This is a genomic window from Psychrobacillus insolitus, assembly GCF_003254155.1.
Lineage (GTDB): Bacteria > Bacillota > Bacilli > Bacillales_A > Planococcaceae > Psychrobacillus > Psychrobacillus insolitus.
On record NZ_QKZI01000001.1, the window covers coordinates 577583 to 603180 of the forward strand.

The window sequence follows — 25598 nt, forward strand, 5'->3', positions numbered from 1 at the left end:
AATGGCAACTTTATGGACTGGTGGAACGATCTATACGATGGCACGAATCGGTGAAACTGTCGAAGCAGTGCTTGAACATAAAGGGAAAATTGTGGCAACAGGCAGATTCGACCGCTTGTTGCTACAAGCTACTTCTATTAAAGATTTACAAGGGAAAGTGTTATATCCAGGTTTTGTCGATAGTCACTTACATATACTTGGCTACGGAGAAAAGTTAAAGCATATTGATGTGTCAAATGTTACCAATAAGGAAGAGCTATTAGCAATTATTCGATTACGAATGAACGGTGTGCACAAAGATGCATGGGTAATTGCTATTGGGATGAATGAAACGAATTTTGACAAGCCGATATTCCCTTCATTAGCAGAGCTGGATGCACTTGGTGAAGCGCATCTAATCATTAAACGAAGCTGTCATCATCTAATTTTAGCAAACTCAAAAGCGATGGCGTATGTGGGAATAACAGATATGACACCATCACCAAAGGGCGGCATTATTGACAAGGTAAATGGACAATTAACAGGCGTATTAAAGGATGCAGCGCTTTATATGATTGTCAATCATATGCCACATATCACCCCGGATTATATCGAGGATGTGCTTGAAAAGGCGATTGCATCATTGCATTCGTATGGGCTTGTGGGTGGGCATTCAGAGGATTTAAGCTATTACGGTCCGCCGCATCAGCCAATTGATGCTTTTCAAAAAATCGTCGTAGAAAGGCAATCCTTTAAAGTGCATTTATTGCAGCATCATTCGGTGTTTCAGGAAGTGTTTGAGGCTAGCTTCCATGAGGAAAAGTCCCCCTATTTGGAGTTTGGTGCGATGAAAATATTCGTCGATGGAGCTCTTGGGGGCAGAACAGCGGCACTGAGGGAATCGTATGAGGATGACGCTGAAAATAGCGGTATGCTGATGCATTCGAAGGAGCAACTAGAGCAATTTGTTCAGCTCGCACGTCTCTATGGAAATACCGTAGCTGTTCATGCCATCGGAGATTTAGCGATTGACTTAATTTTAGACGTATTTGCCAAATATCCTCCTAGAGAGGGACAGCTTGATCGAGTCATTCATTGTAGCTTAGTGGATGAAGAAATTCTTGGTAAACTGGAAAAATTACCAGTCGCTATTGATATGCAGCCACAGTTTGTACAAGAGGTATATGATGAAGTGCTTGCTCGACTAAGTGAAAAGCGAACAAAGGGCTTGCACCCTCTAAAATCACTGCTTGATAGGGGACTTATTGTAGCAGGTGGCAGTGATGCACCCATTGAAGTGCCAAATCCTTTGCACGGTATTTATGCTGCCGTCACAAGAAGAAACTTTGGAGAGACGCATGACGGTTTCGGCGCACAGGAGAAAATTTCACGTTATCAAGCAGTACGACTGTATACGGTTGGTGCTGCTGAAATAATTGGACAACAGCATATTCGTGGACAAATTGCATCAGGATATGCCGCAGATTTCACCGTATTTGAGGAAGATATTTTTACAGTAGAAGTCGAAAAAATCCCACAAATCCAAGTCGCCTATACGGTAATTGATGGTCGAATTGTTTATGCAAGAAAGAATAGGAATCATCATGTTAAGGCTTTTGGTAAGACGTGAGGAGAAGCATCTTTACTAATGTAATAGGAAAAGTTTGTCCAAAGGGAACCACAACGTCCGTGTAGAAAAAGGATGCTTGTGGTTTTCTTATTTTTCTACTATAAAGGGGTATGATACGAAGAACACCCGGCTCCGACCAAAAAAGCACTCCTCAAACGAACCTACCAAAAAATAATCACCAGCTTCAAAAATTGTCCAAAACTTGCATACGACATATTTTAAAATAAGCGAAAAAACGGGAGAAAAGTCCCTTTTTGCACTTATTTCCGGATAAGTCGTATAGTCATTTTTGCTATATTTTATAAATCAGGATTAAAAATTTAAATAGAAAAGTTAAGTGTGTCGCAATTGTAGGTGCCTAATTAGTTTTTGGTGAATTCACAGCCATGTAAGTACAAGTATTTGGGATGACTTTTGTGATCGCGTCCAGGATTTAGCCACTCAAGTGACAATTCCCCATTTGCCTGTCGGGCCAGAGATAGGCGCTTCCGCTTTTCTTAATTATTTGTTGTTTGTATCTTTCGCAAAGGATGTAGATTTGCTAAACTTGAAAAGTCTTATCTTATTAAATACAAATGATAAAGCCCAATAGTATATACAAATGTATTTTCCAATGGAGAAGAAGAAGACGTTGCTTAAAGAGTCGGAAAGCTGTCACAAGCAATTGTAGAGTCAAAGACTAAAAAATTTGGTACGATAGGGACAGTAAATCGGAAAGGAAGACTGCCGTGGGTACCGATATAAATTTACTACTGGCATTTGGTGCAGGGTTTTTAAGTTTCATATCACCTTGTACGCTCCCATTATATCCTGCATTTTTATCGTATATTACAGGGATGTCATTAGAAGAAATAAAAACAGACAAGAAATTAATGCAAAAAAGAGGAATGCTTCATACACTATTCTTCTTACTAGGATTTTCAATCATATTTATTGCAATTGGATTTGCAACATCTTTGGTAGGTACATTTTTCATTCAATACGATGATCTACTACGTCAAGTTGGAGCAATATTCATTGTCATATTTGGTTTAGTCATCGTTGGAATATTTAAGCCAGAGTTTTTAATGAAAGAAAAAAAAGTTCATTTTAAAAATCGTCCGGCTGGGTATTTAGGAACTATTTTAATAGGGATGGCTTTTGCTGCAGGTTGGACACCATGTACAGGACCCATTTTAGCAGCTGTTATAGTAATGGCTGGTTCAAATCCTGATGCTGGTATTTGGTATATGCTTGCTTATGTACTTGGGTTTGCAATTCCATTTTTCATATTGTCCTTCTTTGTCACGCGTCTTAACTGGATACGTAAAAATAGTAATTTAATCGTGAAAGTTGGCGGTTATATTATGATCGCTCTTGGACTTTTATTGTTTTTTGATGGCTTAACTTATATTATTCGTATTTTAAGTCCAATTTTCGGAGGATTTACTGGTTTTTAATAAGGAAAAATTGTTTCAAATCTAAATTCAAGTATATATTTAATATGATGAGGAGTTATGTTGATGAAAACAGTATTAGTAGTGGATGATGCAGTTTTCATGCGTACCACAATTAAAAGAATGCTAGAAGATCAGTCATTTAATGTGATTGGGGAAGCTTCAAATGGAGCAGAAGCAGTCGAAATGTATCGTAACTTATTACCCGACGTTGTAACAATGGATGTTACGATGCCTGGTATGACTGGAATCGAAGCGGTCGAAGCGATTATATCAGAAGATCCAAACGCTAAAATTGTTATGGTTACTGCTTTAGGTCAGCAAAAGTTAATAGTAGATGCTATTGAACGTGGCGCCAAAGATTTCGTAACGAAGCCATTTAATCCAGAACAGATAATACAAGTATTAACTAATGTAACAGATGAGTATGATGGGTTATGAAACAGTTAACGAGTTATTCCGACTGGTTAAATTTATCAAGTAAAGACGAGCCATTCTTATTATTTGTAAAAACGACCAATTGTTCTGTATGCGCTGGGTTATATCCCCAAGCGGAGCCATTAGAGGAAGAATTTAACATTCCATTTTACGTTGTAAATGCAGCAGAAGTAAAAGAATTAGCTGGGCAGTTATCATTGTTCACTGCACCTGTAGTTCTCTTGTGGAAAAACAAAAAAGAATTTACTCGATTTGCTCGTTTCGTTCCTATTCAAGATTTACGTCATGCATTAAAAGAAATAGAATTAATGGAGAATGATTATGTTTGAAAAAATCTCGCCAAATCTTATGATCATCGTGTCAACAGTCATTGCACTCGGAATGGGAACTTTTGTAACGATTGTTCGTGCGAAGTCTGCTAAAAAACCAGCGAGTGTCAAAAAGATCTTGTTGCCGCCGTTATTCATGTCGACAGGTGCACTTATGTTTGTGCTTCCTTTCTTTCGTGTCACATTAAGTGAATTTTTAGAAGCACTTATTGTAGGAATGATCTTTTCCATCGTACTCATAAGGTCATCTAAATTTGAACGAAGAGATGGCGACATCTATTTAAAACAAACAAAAGCATTTATATTTATCTTATTCGGATTACTTATTATACGAGTTATTGCAAAAATAGTCCTTAGTTCGACAATAGATGTAGGCACGCTTAGCGGGATGTTTTGGATTTTAGCATTTGGTATGATTGTTCCTTGGAGGATCACCATGTACTTGCAATTTAAGAAATTACAAAGAACCGTAATAGTATAATAAAAGAGGCTGCTCCTTAAATGGAACAGCCTCTTTATTATGTTGTTTTTACTCTATCCTGAGACAACTCGAAAAACTTGTTATATGGAGTTACGTCGATACCTAGCTCCGCCAACTTTTTACGTAAAAATTTATGATCTCGCTTAGGCGTTGCAATAATATAACCTCTTATTAGCAACTCACGCGTAATAGACGTCGCTTTTTCGTCCAATGCTAGTTGTCCAATCTTGCCTGCAATTTTTTGTTTAGCAACAGGGCGAAACAAATCTGGCACAGGAGTTACGAGTTCATTTAATAACGCTTTCTGCTCGTCATTCCATAGATGAATCGTTTGATCCACATAGTATTCTTCCCAGTCTAAATCAGATTTCCCATCATTTTTAGGCAGAGCTTTTAAGAATTTTCGGAACATAAAAAAGCCGCCAATCGCCATTAGTGTAACTAATACAACTACCCAAAATAGGATAAACCATAAGAACCAACCACTTAACAATCTATTCACCTCGTTTTTCTTCTCTTAAGTATAAGATGTTCTAAGAAAGATTTCACTTCTATTGTATCCTTTCTATCAAAAAGTTTCTATCTAACTGGTGAAATAGAGGTGATACACATTTTTTTGCACCATACATCGGTACAGAAAAGATTAAACCAGTCAAGGGAAAGAAATCGGCGATATAAAAATGCACTGATAGCACTAAAGTGATGGCCTATTTCACAAAAGTGTTGAAATTTGAAAGACAATGTAGTTGAATGAACAAAATTGTTTCGTTAAGATAAGGCTAGAAAGAAAAAAGAGAGGTCTTATAAATGAAAAAATTATTAGCTATTCTATCCATTGCTGTTGTAATATTGGCAGGATGTGGTGGTAGCGGAAATTTCGAAGCACAAACGAACTGGGAAATTCAAGATTTCACATATGAAAATCACCGCGGGGAAGATGTTTCTCTAGAGGATTTAAAAGGAACTGTCTGGCTTTCAACCTTTATCTTTACAAATTGTACGACTGTATGTCCACCTATGACATTTAATTTGACAGATATTCAACAAACGCTGGAAGAAAAGGGCATTGTAGATTATAAAATTGTCGAGTTTAGTATAGATCCAGAAGTTGACACACCAGAAGTATTACAAGATTATTTAGCAAATTATGATGTAGTAGATGAAAGTAAATGGGAGCTCTTAACTGGTTATTCACAAGAGCATATTTCAAAATTTGCTGCAGAGTCATTTAAAACATTAGTAAAAGATGATCCTAGTACAGACCAAGTTATTCATGGCGTATCATTCTTTCTAGTAGATCAAAATGGCGTAGTAGTGAAAAGTTATAACGGCGCAACAGAAGTACCAAAAGAAGAAATTGTTATTGATATAGAAACATTAATAGAAGATGGGAAATAAAAAAAAGAACCTAAAGGTTCTTTTTTTTATGCGTTATTTTGTTTTTTAAGCAAATCACGAATTTCTTCCAATAATACTTCTTTCGAATCTACTGGAGGAGCTTCTTCTGTAATGGCAACAATATCTTCTTTACGTTTAAATTTCGACAATAGTCGAACAAACATGAAAATAGCGAAAGCAATAATTACAAAGTAAAAAATAGTTTGTATAAAACTACCATATAATATTTCAGCATCATTATATTTAAAAGATAAATTAGTGAAATTAACACCATTTAATAATAGTCCAACTATTGGCATAATAATATTTTCAACTAACGATGTAACAATCTTACCAAAAGCGGCTCCAATAACAACTGCAATTGCTAAGTCTAGTACATTTCCTTTTAACGCAAACTCTTTAAAATCTTTCAACATAATTTTTCATCTCCATAAGGTTATACTACAAAATAAAAAGTACTTTGTATAGCGTCATTCGACATTCTTAAACTTCTGTTTATAGTGAATTTATGATATTGTGGTAGTAGGTGTAGTAGACTTTTTTAGAAATGTAGTTTATGTGAGTTAAAGTGACATTATTTGCGAGGCGATTTCTTCAACTAACCATTATCCTTAGAACATAAAAAATGGAATATAAAAATTACGTATAATAGAATAGGTGAATAAAATAAATGAAACCAAAAAAGAATCGCTCGTTCAAAACGAAACTTTGGATGATTGTTTTACTCCTTCCAGTCACAGTTACGATATATATTTTAGGAATCATAGGCTGGCAAGAATTACAAAAGATACCTGAAAGTATAAATTTTCTAAAGCAGGATTCAACAATGGACGTACCAAAAGAATATATAACGATTTATCAAGATGCGGAAGAGGTATATGGGGTTCCTTGGACTTTACTTGCTGCACATCATCGAATTGAAACAAAGTTTTCCACAATGGAACCTTTGCTATCTCCGGTTGGGGCAGAAGGGCATATGCAATTTATGCCTTGTACATTTGTAGGTTGGTCTCATCCTAGTTGTGGAGGTTTGGGGCAAGGGGATATACCAGAAGAAGACAAAGTAAACCCTGCAATCATTAAAGAGTATGGTGGGTACGGAGTAGATGCCAATGAAGATGGAAAAGCCGATCCTTTTGATTTGGAAGATGCAATCTTCAGTGCTGCTAATTATCTTGCAGCGGGCGGAGCAGCAGACGGGGAAATAGAAAAAGCAATATTTAACTATAACCATAGCGATCAGTATGTAGAAGATGTGCTTCATTTTTACAATTTATATGAATCGCAGCTTGAAGGAATCCAAGCAGCGTCAACTAAATAAGCTACTAAAAAGGATGGCCTCTAAATGAGGCCATCCTTTTTACAATAATTATTTACGCATTGATTTTAAAATTAAGCTTAAAATCGCTACTAAGATAATTGCACCGATTAAAGCCGGAATAATTGCCATATCCCAAATCACTGGACCCATATCAGGGAAGATTAACCCACCAATCCATGCACCAACAATACCAGCAATGATGTTACCAATAATCCCGCCTGGAATATCTTTACCTAAAATTAGTCCTGCTAACCACCCTATAATACCACCGATTATTAAATATAATATAAATCCCATTTTTTCCATCTCCTTTACTAATAGTTATTTACTTAACACTCTTTATATAACCAAGTAGAAAGGGATTTAAACATTTTATGTAATTGTAGGTTTTTAAAGTGTTGTAAAGCCCATATATGTCCTTGTTTGTTAAAACTCGCAACTAGCATGTTTACGAATGACAATCGAATACCCTAAGTTAGAGACAGCCACTGCTGTATGTTGCACACAAATATATGTAACTTACCCCTGAATGATGACTTCCTCCATATGATGGACTCTAAGAAGTTGGTGTAGGTTAGTACCTACAAATGAACTATATGACGTTTTGTCTATCCGAATAACCGGCTTTTTTTGCTCGTAAACAGTTTGAATTAATTCAATAGAAAATCTAGTAAAATAATTTAAACTAAATATTCTAAATGTTTTGCCTTTTAATAGAGTATGTATTATAATAGAAAAAAAGAAGGGGTGGAGAATATTATGGATGTTCAAGTAAATAAAAGACTTAATAAGCAAGGGGTATGGTTTGTTGTTCTCCATACTTTAGTTATTTTTAACTTCGCAGCAGATTTTATACTTATTCAGTAAAAATGATCTTATCTTAAGACAGTTTCTAGCTGTCTTTTTTTCTGTTCCTTAAATGACAGTAAATAAAAAGGAGCTGTCTTTATAAAGACAGCTCCTTTTACATATGCTATTTCACCGATCCGCTGACAAATACATCGTCTTTGTAATACATATTCTTCACTAAAATATTTGGTCCTAGGCATTTAACTGCAGGACAGTGACAATTAAGTGATTTAGATAATGGAGAAGTAAGCCATTTATCAAATATTGCTGGCAATGTGTCCGTATGAATATTTCCTAATTTAGGTGCATCTCCAAAATCAGTCACAATTACTTCACCTGTAAAGATACTTACATTTAAACGAGATCTGCCATCAGGGTCATTTCGGGTAGAGACATTTTTAGTGTTTTTTAAACGATTAAGCAGTTTTATACTGTTTTCATTTGAGCTACATGGATAAAATGGCAGTGTGCCAAAAAGCATCCATGTATGTTCATCCCGAAAATTTAATATTTGCTCAATCGCATGATGGGTTTCTTCTAAAGTAAGTGTTGTTAATGCGCTTGCAAAGTCTGATGGGTACATAGGATGAATCTCATGCCTTTGACAGCCCATTTCCTCAACAACTTGCTTATGAATTTTTTCTAAGTAGGGTAGTGTATTTTTATTTAGCATGGTCTCAGCAGATACAAATACTCCCATATCAGTTAATGCTTTAGAGTTAGTTATCATCCTGTCAAACAATGCTTTTCTTTGGTCTCTAGTAGGCTTTCTTTCCATCATAGCAAAACCAGTATCTATAAATTCATCCTCTGTAGTCCAATTATGAGAGATATGTAATACATCTATGTAAGGAGCTATAAGTTTATATCTTTCTAAGTCTAATGTCAGATTAGAATTTATCTGAGTCTTTACTCCTCTGTCATGAGCATATTTCAATAATGGGAGTACATATCCTTTTACTGATTTAAGAGAAAGCATAGGCTCTCCTCCAGTGAGGCTGATTGTTCTTAGCGTAGGTATCTCATCTAACCTTTGCAGTAATAGCTCTATAGGAAGTGCTTTAGCATCTTTATTAGTTAATGTGTTACCTACAGCACAGTGAGCGCATCTCATATTACAGAGGTGAGTGGTAGTAAACTCAATACTAGATAAAGCCACCTTCCCATACTGCTCTACATCCATGTATGCCTCCCATGGGTCATTTCGTGTTGTCATATTTTTTGTGGCAATCATATTAAACTTCCTTTCCAATAGTACATTTTCTCATATTTTCATGAAAAAGAAAATAACAGTCGTGAAAAAGATTGTGTTAAAAAAGTAAAACATTGAAACTTCCAATACTCGGACAAGTTCCTCTATTAGAAAAAACAATAGAAAAGATAAAAGGTCATAAGTAAAACTTATCACCGATAATAATTTTAATGTAATTTACTTATCGACTTACTTCAAGTATGATTAGTAATGGAGAAAAGTCAAAAGATAGTCACTTTTCAATAGATATTAGGAGGAATACAAATGGCAGTAAGTAATTTACACAATAGCCGCGCTTCATTCACGGTAAATGGTAAAGAGTATAACTATTATCGTTTAGCAGCAATCGAAGAAGCTGGAATCGCAAACGTTTCACGCCTTCCTTATTCAATTAAAGTTTTATTAGAATCTGTTTTACGTCAATACGACGGTTATGTAATCAAAGAAGATCACGTAAATCAATTAGCAAAATGGGGTAAAGACGCAGATACAGAAGCGGAAGTACCATTTAAACCTTCTCGCGTAGTACTACAAGATTTCACTGGAGTGCCAGTAGTAGTAGATTTAGCTTCATTACGTTCTGCAATGAAAGAAATGGGCGGAAATCCAGACAAAATTAATCCTGCAATCCCAGTTGACCTTGTAATCGATCACTCGGTACAAGTTGACAAATATGGTACTGCATCAGCATTACAAGCGAATATGGACCTTGAATTTGAACGTAACGCAGAGCGTTATAACTTCTTAAAATGGGCTCAAACTTCATACGATAATTTCCGTGCTGTACCACCAGCTACTGGTATCGTTCACCAAGTTAACTTAGAGTACTTAGCTCCAATCGTACATGTAAACGAAACTGCTGAGGGAACATTTGAAACATTCCCAGATACAGTAGTAGGTACTGATTCACATACAACAATGATCAATGGTCTTGGTGTACTTGGATGGGGTGTTGGTGGTATCGAAGCGGAAGCTGGTATGCTTGGACAACCTTCATACTTCCCAATTCCTGAAGTTATCGGAGTTAAACTGGTAGGAGATCTTCCTAACGGTACAACTGCTACTGACTTAGCACTTAAAGTAACACAAGTATTGCGTCAAAGTGGTGTGGTTGGTAAATTCGTTGAGTTCTTCGGTCCTGGAGTTTCTAAATTACCACTTGCTGACCGCGCAACAATTGCTAACATGGCTCCTGAATATGGTGCAACTTGTGGTTACTTTGCAATTGACGAAGAATCACTTAACTACTTACGTTTAACTGGTCGTGAAGAAGAACATATTGCTGTAGTAGAAGCTTACTTAAAAGCAAATGATATGTTCTTTGATCCAACTCTAGAACCTGTTTATACAAAAGTAATTGAAATTGATCTTTCTGATATCGTGGCAAATCTTTCTGGACCAAAACGTCCACAAGATTTAATTCCACTTACTGACATGAAAGCTCGTTACCGTGAATCAGTTGTTGCTCCACAAGGAACACAAGGTTTCGGATTACCGGAAAAAGAATTCGATAAAACGGCAACTGCTAAATTTGCAGAAGGCGATGTAGAAATCCCAACTGGTGCTGTAGCAATTGCTGCAATCACTTCTTGTACGAATACATCTAACCCATATGTAATGATCGCTGCTGGTTTAGTAGCTAAAAAAGCTGTTGAAAAAGGTCTTACTGTTCCTGCATATGTAAAAACTTCTTTAGCACCTGGTTCAAAAGTTGTTACTGGTTATTTACAAGATTCAGGCTTAAACGTATACCTAGATGAAATTGGATTCAACACAGTCGGTTATGGTTGTACAACTTGTATCGGTAACTCAGGTCCATTACTTCCTGAAATCGAAAAAGCAATCATTGACGAAGATTTATTCGTAACTTCTGTACTTTCTGGTAACCGTAACTTTGAAGGACGCGTACATCCACTTGTAAAAGCTAACTACTTAGCTTCACCACCATTAGTAGTTGCTTATGCATTAGCTGGTTCAGTAGATGTTGATCTACAAAATGATTCATTTGGTAAAGATAAAGATGGTAACGAAGTATACTTCGCTGATATCTGGCCTTCAACTGAAGAAGTAAACGCAGTTCTTTCTTCTGTAGTTACTCGTGAATTATTCCAAAAAGAATATGCACGTGTATTCGACGAAAACGAAGCATGGAATGCAATTGAAACATCAACTGAGTCTCTATACTCATTTAATGACAAATCAACTTACATTCAAAATCCACCATTCTTCCAAGGATTAGCAAAAGAACCTCAAGATATCCAAACACTTGCTGGTTTACGCATAATCGCGAAGTTCGGTGATTCAATCACAACTGACCATATTTCTCCAGCTGGAGCAATTGGTAAAGATACACCTGCAGGAAAATATCTACGTGAAAACGGCGTAGAAATTCGCGACTTCAACTCATATGGTTCACGTCGTGGTAACCATGAAGTAATGATGCGCGGAACATTCGCTAACATCCGTATTCGTAACCAAGTAGCTCCAGGTACAGAAGGTGGATACACAACTTACTGGCCAACAGGCGAAATCGAATACATCTATGATGCAGCTATGAAATACCAAGAACAAGGTACTGGATTAGTAGTTCTAACTGGTAAAGATTACGGAATGGGTTCTTCACGTGACTGGGCTGCTAAGGGTACAAACCTTTTAGGCATTAAAACAGTTATCGCTGAAAGCTATGAACGTATTCACCGTTCAAACCTTGTAATGATGGGTGTTCTTCCACTTCAATATGTGGATGGTCAAAATGCTGAATCACTTGGTTTAACAGGTAAAGAAGAAATCAGTGTAAATATCGCAGAAGGTGTTAAACCTCGTGATATCCTTACTGTTACTGCAAAAGCAGAAGACGGTACGGTAAAACAATTCCAAGCACTTGCTCGTTTTGACTCGGAAGTGGAAGTAGACTACTACCGTCATGGTGGTATCTTACAAATGGTACTTCGTAACAAAGTACTTGAAGCTTAAGATCAAACATAAGCGCTTATCTTGATTATAAATAATGTTAGAGAGTACCTAATCCATAAGGAATTAGGTACTCTCTTTTTACATATATTAAAAAGAGTGAATTGTTTACATATTCTTACTATTTTTATGGTAGAATATAACAAGTGAGAATTATTGTAAAGGGGAGAGTGCGGGATGGGAATGTCTACTATTATTTTGTCTAAACTAATCCCGCCTATCCCATCATCTTCGTATATGAGAAGATCCTCACTCATAAAGAAACTAAAATTAAAGAGTCCATTATTTTTACTACATAGCGGAGCTGGTTTTGGCAAAAGCTCAGCACTTGCACAATATTTTTATGATTCAAGTCTTCCCCATTCTTGGTATACAATTACGGAAGAAGACGATGATATTTCCCTGTTCTTATGTTACTTGGTACATAGTATTCGTCGTGTTGTTCCTCTTTTTGGGGAATGTTTCATTCATAAAGAAATACTTTCTAAGGATCCAACAGAACAAGAAATTACGCGGTGGTATACATTATTTAGTAATGAGTTAGAGAAAATCGGAGGGCCTTTATACATAGTTTTGGATGATTTTCATTTAGTCGATCATGTGTATCATATTAATCATGTTATAGAGAAAATAGTGGAGTTCCTTCCATGCCATATACATCTACTCATTGCTTCACGAACTCGCCCATCATGGTCTATCTTATTTAAATTTAAATTAAACAATAAATTAGTGGAAATCACTCAACAAGATTTAATGTTCTTTGTTGATGAGATTCAAGTATTTTTTGAGGATTATTTTAATAAACAAATAACGGAGGCAGAAGCGAAGGAAATATGGAAGCGAACGGAAGGCTGGGCAATTGCAATTCATCTAATTGCTCTGCAACTTGTTGAAACAGGGAAGCAGCTAGAACAGTTATATGATTCTGCATTGAAAGACTTATTTTCCTATTTATCAAACGAAGTCTTTTTATCCATGTCACAAGAAGATCAACAATCAATGCTAAATTTTAGTATTTTCCCTGTATTTACTGCTCCTTTGATAGAAGAATTCTTTAATAGGGAAGAAGCGATAAACTTAGAAAGATTAGCAAAACGATATGCTTTTATTCGTATGAACAGTGATGGGAATTCATATCGTTTTCATCCTGTTTTCCAAACTTTTTTAGAATCAACATGGCTACAGGTAAATAGAACTTTATATAATGAAATACAAAAGAAAGTAAGCATAAATTATAGTAAGGGAAATAATATGATGCTAGCCATTTATCATGCTGATAAGACAAAAGATGAATATTTTCTTGGTAATACCATTAGTCAGTTTGCCGCTAGAATCATTCAAGAAAGACAGTTTGATTGGTTATTAGAGTTGTTAAAACAGCTTTCTCCTAAATTGAGAGAAGAATTATATGTCCTTTACTATTACGAAGGAGAGTGTCATAGGTATAGAGCTTCCTATGACAAAGCGAAACTGTCATATGAACAGTGCCTAATATACGCAGAGGAAGAACAAGATATCGAATATCTTAGTAGAGCAAATGCAGGACTTGCTCATATTTATTTAGATACTATTCAGCCTGGATTTGCAAAAGATTACTTAATTGATGCGGTCCACTGGGCAGATCAAAGTTCTCAAATGAATAATACAGAAAGAGTTCAGTTGAAATGTCTATTAGCCGAGAATCTTGTAAACTTAGGCAAGGCAAATGAAGCGAGTCAATGGGTAATACAAGAAAAAATCGAAGCACATATATTAAGTGAAAGGAACTTAGATGCACGAATTTATTTAAGAAGTGGTAAATTACAACAGGCTACATCTATTTTAGAAAATAGACTGGGTAATGAACTTTGCCTAGTGGACTCACATAGAGAAACAGAAGTGCTATTATCATTTATTTATAGCTTAACAGGAGATGTAGAGGCTGCGAAAAGAGCTGCTTTAAGAGGCATAGAAATTGGTTTACGGGAACAATCAGGCTTTTTAGAAGCCGTTGGATGGATTCGAAAAGGACATGTGGAACTATTAGAAGGAACTTTCGATTTAGAAACATCAGAGAGTTACTACTTGTTTGCGGTAAATAGAATGGAAGAGTTAAATGTCTCCAGAGGAAAAGCAGAACCTTATATGGGGCTTTCAATTTTAAAATCTAGGCAGGGATTAATACAAGAAGCGATTTCTTATGCTGAAAAAGGGTTAAGAGAGACAGAAAGAGGAAATGATTTCTGGCTATCTGCTTACTTACTTCTTGTGTTGACCATGGTGTACTATGAAAGCCGTGATATGGATAGGGCCTTACAGATGGGGTTGGAAGCAAATCGCCAATTGAGTGGCTGTGGTGATGTCTATGGTGAAATGATTACGCATTATTGGTTGATGATGATTTATCATTATCTTGAACAGGATGAGCCATTTGCTAAACATGCACAAGCATTTGCTTATTTATGTACGGAACAGCAATTTGTATTTTTTATACAAAAGAAAACATTGTTCGGGCCAATGGATTTACAGATTCTTTTTCCAATTTTGCAAAAAGCCTTTTTGTTACTACCGCATTCCAGAGAGATTAAAATACTTTCAGACATATTGCAAATTAATACGAACGTAAAATACCCAGGCTTTCAATTATCCATTCAACTCCTAGGACCATTTACTCTATTTCAGAGGAATATGGAGATTAGCGACCGCATATGGCGGAGAGACAAGTCAAAGGAATTATTAGCCTATCTTTATTTGCAGAAAAATCGATTTGTCCCAAAAGAAGAGCTTATGAGTGCGATATGGGGTGATGGAGATGAATCGACAATCAATCGTGACTTTAAAGTAGCCTTAAATGCATTACTGAAAGTCATTGAACCACAACGATCAGCTCGTGAGGACTCATACTTTGTTATTCGGAAACAGTCTATGTATCGGATAAATCCTACGGCACATGTAGAAAGTGATCTTGACTACTTCAAAAGGTATAGAGATCAAGGAATGAATGAAGTGAATCCCTTACACGCAAAAGAAACCTTATTAAAAGCAGAGAAATTATACAAAGGTGCGTTATTCGAAGACAAACCAATGATTGAATGGATTGCGAATGATCGTGAAAACATCCAAAATGAATATATTCTGTTGTTAGAGCGACTGGCTCAAACATGTACAAGATTAAACGATTTTGAAGGTACAATTTACTGGGCAAAAAAACTAATTAGAATAGATGCTACATGGGAAGAAGCCTATCGATTATTGATGTTTGCTTACTATCAACTTCATAATAGAGCGTACGCTGTGAAGTGGTACAATCGCTGTGTAAAATGCTTAAAGCAAGAATTAAATATTGAACCTATGCAAATAACGATTCAAATGTATGAAATGATTACTAGTTATGGTTGACAGAGTAGATAAGAGAAATCTTTTCTGCTTTTTTTTGTTTGGAAAAGGATAGTTGGATAAACAATAGATGCTTTCCAATTTGGAGCGGTTACATTCGTCGCAGTAATGTGTGAAAAATCACACATTTTTGTAACTCTTTTGTAACTCCAGTCGAGTAATCTAAATCAGAGGATAAATAAGGAGGTACTAAAATGACAGCAGGAATTGTGCGCACAGGTGTTTACATGCCGAATCATTTTATGACCGCAAAAGAAATTGCTTCACTTTCTAATATTCCATTGGAAGTCGTAAAAAACAAAATGGGAAAGGGGCATGGTTAAATGAGTCTACAAAACGTTTCTTTAAAAAACGGGGAATCCATTGCTTACAGAGTACGTCCAGGAGGTAAAGAAGTAATCGTATTAGTTCATGGAAATATGACATCTTCTAAGCACTGGGACCTATTAATGGATCGTTTAGATGAAAAGTATACTTTATATGCACCCGATTTACGAGGTTTTGGCGAGTCTACCCATAATACTAGGGTCCGTCATATGAAGGACTTTTCGGATGATTTAAAAGAATTCGTTGATTTAGTAGGGATACAATCGTTTTATCTTATTGGATGGTCTACTGGAGGAGCGGTTTGCATGCAGTTCGTTGCAGATTATCCGACTTATTGCGACAAGTTAATTTTACTTGCCTCAGCATCAACTCGGGGATATCCATTCTTTGGTACGAATCTCTTTGGAACTCCGAACTTTGCTTATCGACTAAAAACGATTGAAGAAGTAGAGAAGGATCCTTCGAAGACGATTGTCATGCAAGGATTGTACGATTCGAAAAATAGGGAGGGATTAAAATCCGTTTGGAACGCAGCAATCTATACACATAATAGACCATGCGAGGAACATTATGATGCATATATTGACGATATGCTGACTCAACGAAACTTAGCGGATGTTTATCATGCGTTAAACACATTCAACATAAGTAATCATCCAAATGAAGTGGCTGCTGGTACGAATCAAGCAAAAGACATTACGATTCCGGTTTTAATTTTAAGAGGAGATCGAGATTACATCGTAACGGAAGAAATGACGCAAGAGATTGTTTCTGATCTAGGAGAAAATGCAATGTATATTCCACTGACTAATTGTGGACACTCTCCATTAGTAGACGATTTGGAGCAATTAGCAAGTCAAATAGAAAAGTTTCTACGTGAGGAGAAAAGAAAATGAGATTAAAAGAGAAAGTCGCCATTATTACGGGGGCTGCAAATGGGATTGGGTTAGCAGCAGCTTTACGATTTGCGGAAGAAGGAGCTAAAGTAGTTTTAGCTGATTTTGATGAACAAGTTGGAGCTGCTCAAGCAAAAGTACTTGGGGATCAAGGATATGATGTACTGTTCCAACAAGTAGACGTTTCTAAACAAGATAGCGTGGAAACACTCGTTCAGAAAACTATCGAACATTTTGGCAAGATTGATATCCTAATTAATAATGCAGGTATCACTCGTGATGCTATGCTAACAAAAATGACGTTGGAGGACTTTCAACGCGTATTAGACGTCAATTTGACAGGTGTATTTATCTGTACACAAGCTGTTGTCCCATATCTTTTAGAACAAGGACACGGGAAAATTATTAATACCTCTTCCGTAAGTGGGATTTATGGGAACTTTGGGCAAACAAATTATGCAGCCTCTAAAGCAGCAGTAGTCGGTATGACGAAAACATGGGCGAAGGAATTTGGTAAAAAAGGCGTTAACGTTAATGCAGTTGCACCTGGTTTTGTAAAAACTGCCATGGTAGCCAAAATGCCTGAGAAAGCTATTGATCAAATGACTTCAGTAGTAGCTCTGAAGCGTTTAGGAGAATCTCGTGATATTGCGAATGCATATCTATTTTTAGCATCAGATGAATCTGATTACGTAAATGGGCATGTCCTCCATGTAGATGGTGGAATTATGATGTAGAGAGAGGAGCAGGAATTGTGTATCCGGAGCAGGCTTGGATTTACAAACGGGCTTTATTAACACCGAAGAAAATTGCTTTAATCGACAGTCACACTGGGGATCAATGGAGCTATACTGCTTTAGATGATAATATATTGAAATGGGTTCATTATTTTCAAGCTTGCCAGTTTAAAAAAGGTGAGCGGATTGTCGTGTTATCTCAAAATCGAATAGAACTATTCCCGATTCTCTTTGCTTGTGGGATGACTGGACTTATTTATGTACCACTCAATTTCCGTCAAAGTAAGAGAGAATTACAATTTATCATAGAAGACTGTGAGCCTGTTCTTCTTATACATGATCATGCACATCAAGCGGTTAGTGAAAAGTTAAGTATAGAGAGATTACTGTTAACCGCTAACATGAATATATCTTCTTTAGAACCTGTCCATTATACCAGCTGGGAAGCAACGGATGCTTGGTTGATGATCTATACCGGAGGGACGACTGGAAGACCTAAAGGAGCAGTTGTCTCTTTTGAAGCTGTGAGCTGGAATGCGATTAACACGATTATTAGTTGGGGATTAAGTGAAGCAGATTGCACATTAAATTACATGCCGATGTTTCATACAGGTGGGTTAAACGCACTATGTATTCCTGTCTTGATGGCAGGGGGTACGGTTGTTATTGGAAACCTTTTTCAAGCAGAAGAAGCGCTAAAATACATGAATACATACAAAACTACGATTTCCTTATTTGTTCCTACAATGTATCAAGCAATGATCGAAACGGACTATTTCAAAACTGCGAATTTCCCAACAGTTAAAGTGTTTTTATCAGGAGGTGCACCTTGCCCCAAAGTTATTTACCAGAAGTTTGCTGAAAGAGGACTGCTTTTCAAAGAAGGTTATGGGTTAACTGAAGCCGGTCCAAATAATTTCTTTATTCAACCAGAAATTGCTACGGTAAAACAAGGTTCTGTAGGAAAGTGCATGCAGTTTAATCAAGTAAAAATTATCAATGAATCCGGAGGAATTTGTAAAGAACATGAAATTGGGGAATTATATATAACTGGGAAACATTTATTTACAAGGTATTGGAATAACGAAGAAGAAACGAATAGAACGCTTGTCGATGGATGGCTGAAAACAGGAGATTTTGCAAAAGTAGATGAAGATGGCGACTATTACATTGTCGGTAGAAAAAAAGAAATGATTATTTCTGGTGGCGAAAATATCTATCCACAGGAAGTGGAACAATGCCTCATGTTGCAGCCCATTATTCGAGAAGCAGCTGTCATTGGTGTGCCAGATGAAAAATGGGGTGAATATGTTCATGCTTTTGTATCCTGTAAGAAAGACTCAGAAATTAATGGAGACATATTCATCAATCATTGCAAGCGATCTCTAGGAAGCTATAAAGTTCCGAAAAAAGTAACAATACTAAATGAATTACCAAGAACAGATGTCGGAAAGATAGACAAGAAAGAATTACTAGCGTTAGCTGAGAAGACCTAAGAAGTTTTCTTTTCAGCTTTTTTGTCGTCCTTTTTGTATAATGAAAGGGAGGTGACTGATAAATGTTTATTAGTGAAAAAGAAATTGAAGTAAGGTATGCAGAGACCGATCAAATGGGTGTTGTGTATCATGCAAATTATGTTATTTGGCTAGAATTGGGGCGTACACAATTAATAAAAGACATAGGGTTTACTTATGCGGGAATGGAAGCAGATGGCTATATTTCTCCGGTGACGAATGTGAATATAAACTACAAAACAGCGGTGAAATATGGGGAAACAGTAGTCGTGAAAACATGGGTTGAAGCTCATGGAAAACTTCGAACGACATATGGATACGTTGTCGAACACAAGGATGGAACGATAGCATCTACTGCAACTACTGAACACGTTATTGTTAAAAAAGACAATATGCGACCAATTTCTCTAAAAAAAGTTAATCCTGAATGGGACGCGAAATACATAGAAATTTCGAAGGATGTTGAATAATGGCTTTTGGAATTACACGTACGGAATTGTACGCTTGGAAAGCAAAAGTAGAAAGAGAAGAAATTGCATTTTTAACACACTACTGGATAGATGATCGTTTTCCTGGGTGCAAGACGGTTACGAAAGTAGGGTGTGCGAATGTATCGACTTTAATCGAATGGGGTCGTCAATATGATCTGAAAGAAGAATGGATAGATCACAAAGAAGCATATCCTCATTTCGATTTATTTGGAAGCCATGAATACGCGATTATGAAGAATGAAGGACTATTAGAACAACTTAATCGGTTTAAATAAGAAAACCGGAAGCGCCCTTTTCTAAATGGACGTTTTTGGTTCGCTTTGGACGAAACATATGGTAATAGGATAAACGAGAAAGAGGGGACATTAAAGCCGAAATATCATCTTCGGCGTCCTTTTTAGGTAAGCACGCGGCTCCTCTCTTCTTAACCAAATTTTTCACACGATGATTTCGATTATTTTTAGAGAGCGGCGAACAGTTATTGGTTACACGATTACTAAAAAGAGCAAAGGCCAAGAAAGTGACGCAGTCGCTTTCTTGGCCTTTGCTTTTCTTTTAAGTAAAAGTGTAGGGTAAAAATACTGTCCAAAGCAATCTAGAAAAAATCGTACTTTCTGCATTCCAAGTCGATGAAATTCTTATTCTTTAACAAAAACGTGATTTATTTCATCACGCTTTTTTGTATGAATACGCAAGCTCTTCTAATTGGTGATCAACATCAACATACAAATCATGCCCATCGAAATACCACTCATCCCGTTCCTCAATGAAAAACAAAATCTCTTCAATGATTACAGTAACAGATGGCTCGAAAGGAATATCCTTTGTCATGCCAAGTGAAAAACCATCACTGATAGGACTAGAACCACCATATCTAGCATAAAAGCGTATCGTATCCTGCGCTTTCGCTTCCATTTCATGTTTGAACCACTCAACTGCTTCTGGAGATATGAAGATTTTCATCTTAAGCACCTAGCTTTCTTTGTAGTTAAATCCATTTTACTTTCGGTTCCGTTCCTTCTTTAATACGTTTAATATTTGAACGATGACGATAAAAGATAAATCCACTTAACAATAAAATAAGGGCAATTAAAGGCCAATCGTTATCTATTGTAAAGTAATATATGATGGAATAAATAAGGGCAATCGCCGAAAGAATCATAGATGTTAAAGAAACCATTTTTGTAAGTTTTAATACGATGAAAAATCCAATAACTAAAATAACAAAGAGTGGCCAATTATAGGCAAGTAAAATACCACCAGAAGTTGCTACTGCTTTTCCGCCTTTAAAACCAGCAAATACAGGGTACATATGCCCGATAACTGCAAGGATACCAAGGACTAAAGGATGGACATTCGTTGCTTCAAAAAAGGGTAGTGATACTAATATAGTAGCAGCTGTTCCTTTTAGAATATCCATAATTGTAACGACTAAACCAGCTTTTTTCCCTAATGTGCGGAAAGTATTTGTTCCACCTAGGTTCCCACTGCCATGTTCACGGATATCCGTATTGTAAAATATTTTTCCAACCCAAAGTCCTGAAGGGATGGAACCTATTAAATATGCTAGTAATAGTAAAATGATTATTGTCATAGAGTACTCCTTTAGTTATGAAACTAATAATATATGTAGCTATGTTAGTTTACCATGTAGATGAACATCTATTCAATGTAAATGTCAAGAAAAGCGCAAGCGACTTGCGCTAGACAGATACTTTGCAGAAAAGTTATATACTTTCATATGCAATAAAAAAAGCCATCTGACTGTAAAAATCAGATGGCTTCATATTATGACTAACACTTTCGTATTAAGTGTGCACTGGAACGGATTCCAAAGCTTCTTTTTCAAGTATTCTATTTTGTGCGCCAGTTGGATCAAATTCATTTTCTGATTTTGAAATAACAACTGTTGCAACACCATTACCTATAAGGTTTGTAACCGCACGCGCTTCTGACATAAAGCGGTCAACACCTATTAGTAGAGCCATTCCTTCTACAGGAATCATAGGGAAGGCAGCTAGTGTTGCAGCAAGAGTGATAAATCCTGATCCAGTAACTCCTGCGGCACCTTTTGATGTAAGCATTAAAATCGCAAGTAACGTAATTTGCTGCCACAAGTCTAATGGCACACCATACGCTTGAGCGATAAACAACGCTGCCATCGATAAGTAAATAGAAGTACCATCTAAATTAAACGAATACCCAGTTGGAATTACTAACCCGACTACTTGTTTTGAACAACCATAGTTTTCTAATTTACGCATCATAGAAGGAAGTGCAGATTCAGAAGATGAAGTACCAATTACTAAGAAAATTTCATCCTTAATGTATGCGATAAATTTAAAGATACTAAATCCGAAGTATTTTGCAATAGTCCCTAAGATAAAGATGATGAATAGAAACATTGTTGCATAGACAGAAATCATCAGCATTCCTAATTTCGATAAAGAACCAAGTCCAAAATTACCAATAGTGTATGCCATGGCTCCGAAAGCACCAATTGGTGATATTTTCATTACCATCCCGATAATTTTAAAGAAGATTTCAGAAGCATGCTCAAACAAAGTAATGACTGGTTTCGCCTTTTCTCCTAATGAAGCAGAGGCTACACCAAAAAGGATTGCACAAAACAGAACGGGAAGTAATTCTCCGTTTGCTAAAGAGCCGAAGAAATTATCAGGAATGATACTCATTATGAACCCAGATAACCCTTCACTTTGACTAGCTGCAGATGTATAAGCGGATACATCTCCGCCCTTAGCTCCTGAAGTGTCTAAACCTTCACCGGGTTTAATAATATTTACTACGATCAATCCAATAGCTAAAGCGAAAGTGGATACGATTTCAAAGTAGAGAAGTGCTTTCCCACCTATTTTACCAACTTTTTTCAAATCTCCCATGCTACCAATTCCGATTACAACCGTTAGGAAAATAATTGGAGCGATCAGCATTTTAATCATTTTGATGAAGATGTCAGCTAATATTTTTAAGTCTGCTCCAAAAGCAGGGAAAATTGCTCCTACAAGAATACCGAGAATAATTGCGATAATTACTTGTGCAGTTAAATTTTTAAGTATATTTTTCATGTTTCCTAAGCCTTCTTTCCATTCTTGTATGTGTTTTTTGTTATTGCTAACATCATAAATGCAAAGAAAACGTTTTCATATATTTTGGTGATAATGTTCTTTTTGGTCATTTTGGTCTTTTTCGAATTATTCATTTTAAATGTTCTCAAAACACAGTGGTGTCAATCATTTTGACGATAAACAAAACTTATCAGTACAGAAAATGAAAATAGTTTTGTACTAGTACAGTTTTGTTTTTAGAACAAAAAAAGACCACATTTCAATACTTTCATGTGGTCTAAAACGATTATTCTTTTAATAGTTCATTTTGAATTTCCTTTAAAAAATTACTACTGACTTCATCCCGATAATAAGTATAAATTGGCTCAAAAAGAATTTTCCATTTCTCTTTTTCTTCGAGAGAAAGATTTTCAATATGAACACCTTCTAGTGCCTGCAAGCTTATTAAATTTGCTTCATTCATTTGTTTCGAATGGTTGAAATTCCATTCAGTTGCTTCGTTCATAGCTTCTACTACAGCATCTTGTAAGTCAGATGGTAAACTATTATAGAAATCCTCATTTAAAATGACAGCGTAACTTAAAATACCATGATTTGATATCGTTAGATTTTTATGTAACTTATAAAATCCTTTAGAATACAAGTTAGAGACAGTATTCTCCTGAGTATCTATTAAGCCATTTTCTAGTTCACTGTATATCTCATCAAATGATGCAGTAATTGGTGTTGCTTCAAGCAACGTAAATTGCATTTGAAGTACTTTACTCGGCATTGCTCGAACTTTTAGCCCTTTAAAATCTTCTCTATTGAGTATTAGTTCATCTTCAGATAATAGTTGCTTAAAGCCATTATTCCAAAAAGCTAAACCTTTCATTTCTAACCTACTCAATTGATTTAATAAGAGCTCGCCAAGAGGTCCTGTTAGGATTCTTTCCACCTCTTCATCCGTTTCGAATAAAAAAGGTAGATCTAATACTTGAAAAGTAGGAAATAAATTTGTTAGTTTCGATACAGTCGGTGCAATCATTTGTATGTCTCCATTTTGAAGAGCATCAAATTCCTCGTCATCACTATAGAGCAAACCATTGGGATAAATGACAACTCGAATTCGTCCATTTGATTTTTGTTCTAACAACTCTGCAAATTTGCTAGCAGCTTGTCCCTTTGGAGTATCTTCTGCTACAACATGACTAAAATTCAAAACAATTTGATCATTTAAACCTTCTTGCTCATCATCAAAGGGTAGGGAAGCATCTTGCCAAAATTTTTGCTGATATCCGATTAATCCAATAAGGACAACTAACGTACATAAAGCAGTTGTAATGTACACGCGCATATAGATCACCACAATATTCTAGTTTTTCTTTCTATCTTAACATACCGCGAATGTTACAATATATCTTAACTTCATGCAGCAAACTTTATTGCTACGAGCTTGCACAGAAGCAATAACACCAAGGAGAATTTGAACAGGGGGGCCATGATGAAATTAAAACAACTATCGATTAATAGTAAAATCGTGTCACTCACTTTTTTCATCATAATCTTTTCATTCTTAGTTGCAGGCATTTTCGTTTTAGGTAATATCATGAATACGAAAGAAGAGGACCTTGAAGATAAAGCAATGCTTGTCGCACGGACTGTAGGTAAACTTCCAGAAATTCGAGATAATCTAAGTGGTAACGAACCCTTTGATAAAAAAGCGGAGGCTATCAACCAAACTGCTGAAGGTGTGCGAGTTATTAATAAAGCGGACTATATTGTGGTGCTTGATATGGAACATAGAAGATTGTCGCATCCAATAAAAAAACGAATTGGTCAAGTTTCTACTACAGTAGATGAAAATGCTGCGTTTGTGGAGCATTACTATATATCCAAGGTAAAAGGAGAACTTGGGCAAGTTGTACGGGCATTTGCACCGATTATGAATGATGAACATAAACAAATCGGAGTAGTTGTTGTGGGTTATAGTTTACCGACAATATTGGACATAATCGATAGCATTAGAACCGAAATTATCATCGTCACGGTATTGTCATTATTCTTTGGTGCTTGGGGAGCATGGGTCTTAGGAAGGCATGTGAAAAAGCAAATGTTCGGTTTAGAACCACTTGAAATTGCCAAACTCTATGTAGAACGTACGGAAACATTTAATGCCATGCATGAAGGGATTATCGCGATTGATAATGAACTAAACGTAACAATTTTCAACAAAAAAGCCCGCAAAATACTAGGCGTCAACGAGAATGACCTAATCGGAAGGAGTATTTATGATATACTACCCGATACCCGGTTACCTGAGATACTAGATTTTAATAAGCCAATTTACAACAGAGAACTATACGTTAATCATCATACAATAATGAGTAATAGAGTTCCTATAGAAGTGAATAATGAAACTGTTGGAGCTATTGCAATATTTCAAGATCGTACAGAAGTGAAGAAGTTAGCAGAGGAATTAACTGGTGTGCAAGAATTTGTCCAAGCGTTGCGCATTCAAAATCATGAGCATAAAAACAAAATACATACAATTGCTGGATTACTTCAGCTTGGTCATTTCACACAAGCAGTCGATTTCATAGTAGAATTAAAAGAAAAGCAAGACGAACTTTCTCAATTCTTTGAAGAACGTATTAAAAATGAAAATATTGCTGGATTATTATTAAGTAAAATTAATCATGGAAAAGAGTTAGGAATTCAGGTAGAAATCGATATGAACAGTCAACTATTATATTTACCAGAGCAACTAGATTTTAATGATTTCGTCGTATTATTCGGTAATTTAATCGAAAATGCATTTGAAGCATTGCAACAAGTTGAATGTGAAGAAAAGCAAGTCTTCATCAGCATCGATCAAGATGAACAGAGCTTATCAATATTAGTAGAGGATAACGGAATCGGAATAGACCCAGATAATTTATCATCTATTTTTGAAAATGGATATTCAACAAAAGGAAAGCAGAATCACGGGATAGGGTTATACTTAATTGGAGAAATAGTTAGAAAAGCAGAAGGAACAATTGAGGTAACGAGTAAACCTACAGAAGGATCGAGCTTTTTTATTACTTTTTATATGTAAAAGGAGGTTT

The 25598-nt window shown here is 36.1% G+C and carries 24 protein-coding genes; 16 read left to right on the forward strand and 8 right to left on the reverse strand.

Translation table 11 applies throughout. The features are described from left to right. Window position 1 precedes the first annotated feature (1 nt). The 5 genes from C7437_RS02815 (at window position 2) to C7437_RS02835 (ending at window position 4293) form a co-directional block, all read left to right on the forward strand. Window positions 2-1609 (forward strand): amidohydrolase, encoded by a 1608-nt coding sequence (locus C7437_RS02815; RefSeq protein WP_111438113.1) that lies wholly within the window; start codon window positions 2-4, stop codon window positions 1607-1609. A 728-nt stretch (window positions 1610-2337) separates the two neighbouring features. Further along, window positions 2338-3048: a cytochrome c biogenesis CcdA family protein gene (locus tag C7437_RS02820; RefSeq protein ID WP_111438114.1), complete on the forward strand. Its 711-nt coding sequence runs from the start codon at window positions 2338-2340 to the stop codon at window positions 3046-3048. A 63-nt stretch (window positions 3049-3111) separates the two neighbouring features. Next, on the forward strand, window positions 3112-3486 hold the full coding sequence (locus tag C7437_RS02825; protein ID WP_111438115.1) for a response regulator: 375 nt from the start codon (window positions 3112-3114) through the stop codon (window positions 3484-3486). Then, window positions 3483-3812, forward strand: a complete 330-nt coding sequence (locus C7437_RS02830; protein ID WP_111438116.1) for a thioredoxin family protein — start codon at window positions 3483-3485, stop codon at window positions 3810-3812. Before C7437_RS02825 ends, C7437_RS02830 begins: the two co-directional genes overlap by 4 nt. Window positions 3813-3831: 19 nt before the next feature. Further along, window positions 3832-4293 (forward strand): CcdC family protein, encoded by a 462-nt coding sequence (locus C7437_RS02835; RefSeq protein WP_425450551.1) that lies wholly within the window; start codon window positions 3832-3834, stop codon window positions 4291-4293. A gap of 37 nt (window positions 4294-4330) precedes the next feature. Here C7437_RS02835 and C7437_RS02840 read toward each other — a convergent pair whose 3' ends face one another. Next, window positions 4331-4786 carry a DUF2621 domain-containing protein gene (locus tag C7437_RS02840; RefSeq protein ID WP_111438118.1) on the reverse strand — a complete coding sequence of 152 codons (456 nt, stop codon included), beginning with the start codon at window positions 4784-4786 and terminating at the stop codon, window positions 4331-4333. Between the two features lie 314 nt (window positions 4787-5100). Here C7437_RS02840 and C7437_RS02845 point away from each other — a divergent pair, with 314 nt between their 5' ends. Next, complete coding sequence (locus tag C7437_RS02845; RefSeq protein ID WP_111438119.1) at window positions 5101-5691, forward strand: SCO family protein; 591 nt, start codon at window positions 5101-5103, stop codon at window positions 5689-5691. A 26-nt stretch (window positions 5692-5717) separates the two neighbouring features. On the opposite strand, the gene mscL is transcribed toward C7437_RS02845, so the two are convergent. After that, window positions 5718-6107, reverse strand: coding sequence for a large-conductance mechanosensitive channel protein MscL (mscL, locus tag C7437_RS02850; protein WP_111438120.1), 390 nt, complete (start codon window positions 6105-6107; stop codon window positions 5718-5720). A gap of 254 nt (window positions 6108-6361) precedes the next feature. Here mscL and C7437_RS02855 point away from each other — a divergent pair, with 254 nt between their 5' ends. Then, window positions 6362-7012, forward strand: coding sequence for a lytic transglycosylase domain-containing protein (locus C7437_RS02855; protein ID WP_111438121.1), 651 nt, complete (start codon window positions 6362-6364; stop codon window positions 7010-7012). A 48-nt stretch (window positions 7013-7060) separates the two neighbouring features. Here the strand turns inward: C7437_RS02855 and C7437_RS02860 are convergent, their stop codons facing one another. Next, window positions 7061-7309, reverse strand: coding sequence for a GlsB/YeaQ/YmgE family stress response membrane protein (locus tag C7437_RS02860; RefSeq protein ID WP_111438122.1), 249 nt, complete (start codon window positions 7307-7309; stop codon window positions 7061-7063). A gap of 676 nt (window positions 7310-7985) precedes the next feature. Next, window positions 7986-9095 carry a radical SAM/CxCxxxxC motif protein YfkAB gene (gene yfkAB / locus C7437_RS02865; RefSeq protein ID WP_111438123.1) on the reverse strand — a complete coding sequence of 370 codons (1110 nt, stop codon included), beginning with the start codon at window positions 9093-9095 and terminating at the stop codon, window positions 7986-7988. 282 nt (window positions 9096-9377) lie between these two features. On the opposite strand from yfkAB, the gene acnA reads away from it, so the two are divergent. The 8 genes from acnA (at window position 9378) to C7437_RS02900 (ending at window position 19698) form a co-directional block, all read left to right on the forward strand. Next, complete coding sequence (gene acnA, locus C7437_RS02870; RefSeq protein WP_111438124.1) at window positions 9378-12086, forward strand: aconitate hydratase AcnA; 2709 nt, start codon at window positions 9378-9380, stop codon at window positions 12084-12086. A gap of 174 nt (window positions 12087-12260) precedes the next feature. Then, window positions 12261-15461 (forward strand): AfsR/SARP family transcriptional regulator, encoded by a 3201-nt coding sequence (locus tag C7437_RS02875; RefSeq protein WP_111438125.1) that lies wholly within the window; start codon window positions 12261-12263, stop codon window positions 15459-15461. Between the two features lie 191 nt (window positions 15462-15652). Further along, entirely contained in the window at window positions 15653-15781 is a 129-nt protein-coding gene (locus C7437_RS17310) for a hypothetical protein (RefSeq protein WP_281269919.1), read from the forward strand. Beyond that, window positions 15782-16681: an intracellular short-chain-length polyhydroxyalkanoate depolymerase gene (phaZ, locus tag C7437_RS02880; RefSeq protein WP_111438126.1), complete on the forward strand. Its 900-nt coding sequence runs from the start codon at window positions 15782-15784 to the stop codon at window positions 16679-16681. Beyond that, on the forward strand, window positions 16678-17418 hold the full coding sequence (gene fabG, locus C7437_RS02885; protein ID WP_111438127.1) for a 3-oxoacyl-ACP reductase FabG: 741 nt from the start codon (window positions 16678-16680) through the stop codon (window positions 17416-17418). Before phaZ ends, fabG begins: the two co-directional genes overlap by 4 nt. A 17-nt stretch (window positions 17419-17435) precedes the next feature. After that, window positions 17436-18914, forward strand: a complete 1479-nt coding sequence (locus C7437_RS02890; protein ID WP_111438128.1) for a class I adenylate-forming enzyme family protein — start codon at window positions 17436-17438, stop codon at window positions 18912-18914. A gap of 62 nt (window positions 18915-18976) precedes the next feature. Continuing rightward, entirely contained in the window at window positions 18977-19402 is a 426-nt protein-coding gene (locus C7437_RS02895; protein WP_111438129.1) for an acyl-CoA thioesterase, read from the forward strand. Next, the gene (locus C7437_RS02900; RefSeq protein WP_111438130.1) at window positions 19402-19698 is read left to right on the forward strand and encodes a hypothetical protein; all 297 of its coding nucleotides are present in this window, start codon (window positions 19402-19404) and stop codon (window positions 19696-19698) included. The genes C7437_RS02895 and C7437_RS02900 overlap by 1 nt, the downstream gene beginning before the upstream one ends. Window positions 19699-20092: 394 nt before the next feature. Here the strand turns inward: C7437_RS02900 and C7437_RS02905 are convergent, their stop codons facing one another. From C7437_RS02905 to C7437_RS02920, 4 genes are all read right to left on the reverse strand, one after another. Continuing rightward, entirely contained in the window at window positions 20093-20386 is a 294-nt protein-coding gene (locus C7437_RS02905) for a HesB/YadR/YfhF family protein (RefSeq protein WP_111438131.1), read from the reverse strand. Between the two features lie 25 nt (window positions 20387-20411). Further along, window positions 20412-21017: a glycerol-3-phosphate 1-O-acyltransferase PlsY gene (gene plsY / locus C7437_RS02910; RefSeq protein WP_111438132.1), complete on the reverse strand. Its 606-nt coding sequence runs from the start codon at window positions 21015-21017 to the stop codon at window positions 20412-20414. Between the two features lie 214 nt (window positions 21018-21231). Then, window positions 21232-22509, reverse strand: a complete 1278-nt coding sequence (locus C7437_RS02915) for a dicarboxylate/amino acid:cation symporter (RefSeq protein WP_111438133.1) — start codon at window positions 22507-22509, stop codon at window positions 21232-21234. Between the two features lie 286 nt (window positions 22510-22795). Further along, a complete protein-coding gene (locus C7437_RS02920) occupies window positions 22796-23845 on the reverse strand; it encodes a DctP family TRAP transporter solute-binding subunit (RefSeq protein ID WP_111438134.1) in 1050 nt (349 codons plus the stop codon). 147 nt (window positions 23846-23992) lie between these two features. Between C7437_RS02920 and C7437_RS02925 the strand changes: the two genes are divergently transcribed. Further along, window positions 23993-25588 carry an ATP-binding protein gene (locus tag C7437_RS02925; protein ID WP_111438135.1) on the forward strand — a complete coding sequence of 532 codons (1596 nt, stop codon included), beginning with the start codon at window positions 23993-23995 and terminating at the stop codon, window positions 25586-25588. Window positions 25589-25598: the final 10 nt, after the last annotated feature.

Excerpts from the sequence above, each read along its gene's own strand:
- C7437_RS02815 (WP_111438113.1), top strand. The coding sequence starts at position 2 with ATGGCAACTTTATGGACTGGTGGAACGATCTATACGATGGCACGAATC.
- C7437_RS02825 (WP_111438115.1), top strand. The coding sequence starts at position 3,112 with ATGAAAACAGTATTAGTAGTGGATGATGCAGTTTTCATGCGTACCACA.
- C7437_RS02830 (WP_111438116.1), top strand. The coding sequence starts at position 3,483 with ATGAAACAGTTAACGAGTTATTCCGACTGGTTAAATTTATCAAGTAAA.
- C7437_RS02835 (WP_425450551.1), top strand. The coding sequence starts at position 3,832 with ATGATCATCGTGTCAACAGTCATTGCACTCGGAATGGGAACTTTTGTA.
- C7437_RS02845 (WP_111438119.1), top strand. The coding sequence starts at position 5,101 with ATGAAAAAATTATTAGCTATTCTATCCATTGCTGTTGTAATATTGGCA.
- mscL (WP_111438120.1), bottom strand. The coding sequence starts at position 6,107 with ATGTTGAAAGATTTTAAAGAGTTTGCGTTAAAAGGAAATGTACTAGAC.
- C7437_RS02855 (WP_111438121.1), top strand. The coding sequence starts at position 6,362 with ATGAAACCAAAAAAGAATCGCTCGTTCAAAACGAAACTTTGGATGATT.
- C7437_RS02860 (WP_111438122.1), bottom strand. The coding sequence starts at position 7,309 with ATGGGATTTATATTATATTTAATAATCGGTGGTATTATAGGGTGGTTA.
- yfkAB (WP_111438123.1), bottom strand. The coding sequence starts at position 9,095 with ATGATTGCCACAAAAAATATGACAACACGAAATGACCCATGGGAGGCA.
- acnA (WP_111438124.1), top strand. The coding sequence starts at position 9,378 with ATGGCAGTAAGTAATTTACACAATAGCCGCGCTTCATTCACGGTAAAT.
- C7437_RS02875 (WP_111438125.1), top strand. The coding sequence starts at position 12,261 with ATGGGAATGTCTACTATTATTTTGTCTAAACTAATCCCGCCTATCCCA.
- C7437_RS17310 (WP_281269919.1), top strand. The coding sequence starts at position 15,653 with ATGACAGCAGGAATTGTGCGCACAGGTGTTTACATGCCGAATCATTTT.
- phaZ (WP_111438126.1), top strand. The coding sequence starts at position 15,782 with ATGAGTCTACAAAACGTTTCTTTAAAAAACGGGGAATCCATTGCTTAC.
- fabG (WP_111438127.1), top strand. The coding sequence starts at position 16,678 with ATGAGATTAAAAGAGAAAGTCGCCATTATTACGGGGGCTGCAAATGGG.
- C7437_RS02895 (WP_111438129.1), top strand. The coding sequence starts at position 18,977 with ATGTTTATTAGTGAAAAAGAAATTGAAGTAAGGTATGCAGAGACCGAT.
- C7437_RS02900 (WP_111438130.1), top strand. The coding sequence starts at position 19,402 with ATGGCTTTTGGAATTACACGTACGGAATTGTACGCTTGGAAAGCAAAA.
- C7437_RS02905 (WP_111438131.1), bottom strand. The coding sequence starts at position 20,386 with ATGAAAATCTTCATATCTCCAGAAGCAGTTGAGTGGTTCAAACATGAA.
- plsY (WP_111438132.1), bottom strand. The coding sequence starts at position 21,017 with ATGACAATAATCATTTTACTATTACTAGCATATTTAATAGGTTCCATC.
- C7437_RS02915 (WP_111438133.1), bottom strand. The coding sequence starts at position 22,509 with ATGAAAAATATACTTAAAAATTTAACTGCACAAGTAATTATCGCAATT.
- C7437_RS02920 (WP_111438134.1), bottom strand. The coding sequence starts at position 23,845 with ATGCGCGTGTACATTACAACTGCTTTATGTACGTTAGTTGTCCTTATT.
- C7437_RS02925 (WP_111438135.1), top strand. The coding sequence starts at position 23,993 with ATGAAATTAAAACAACTATCGATTAATAGTAAAATCGTGTCACTCACT.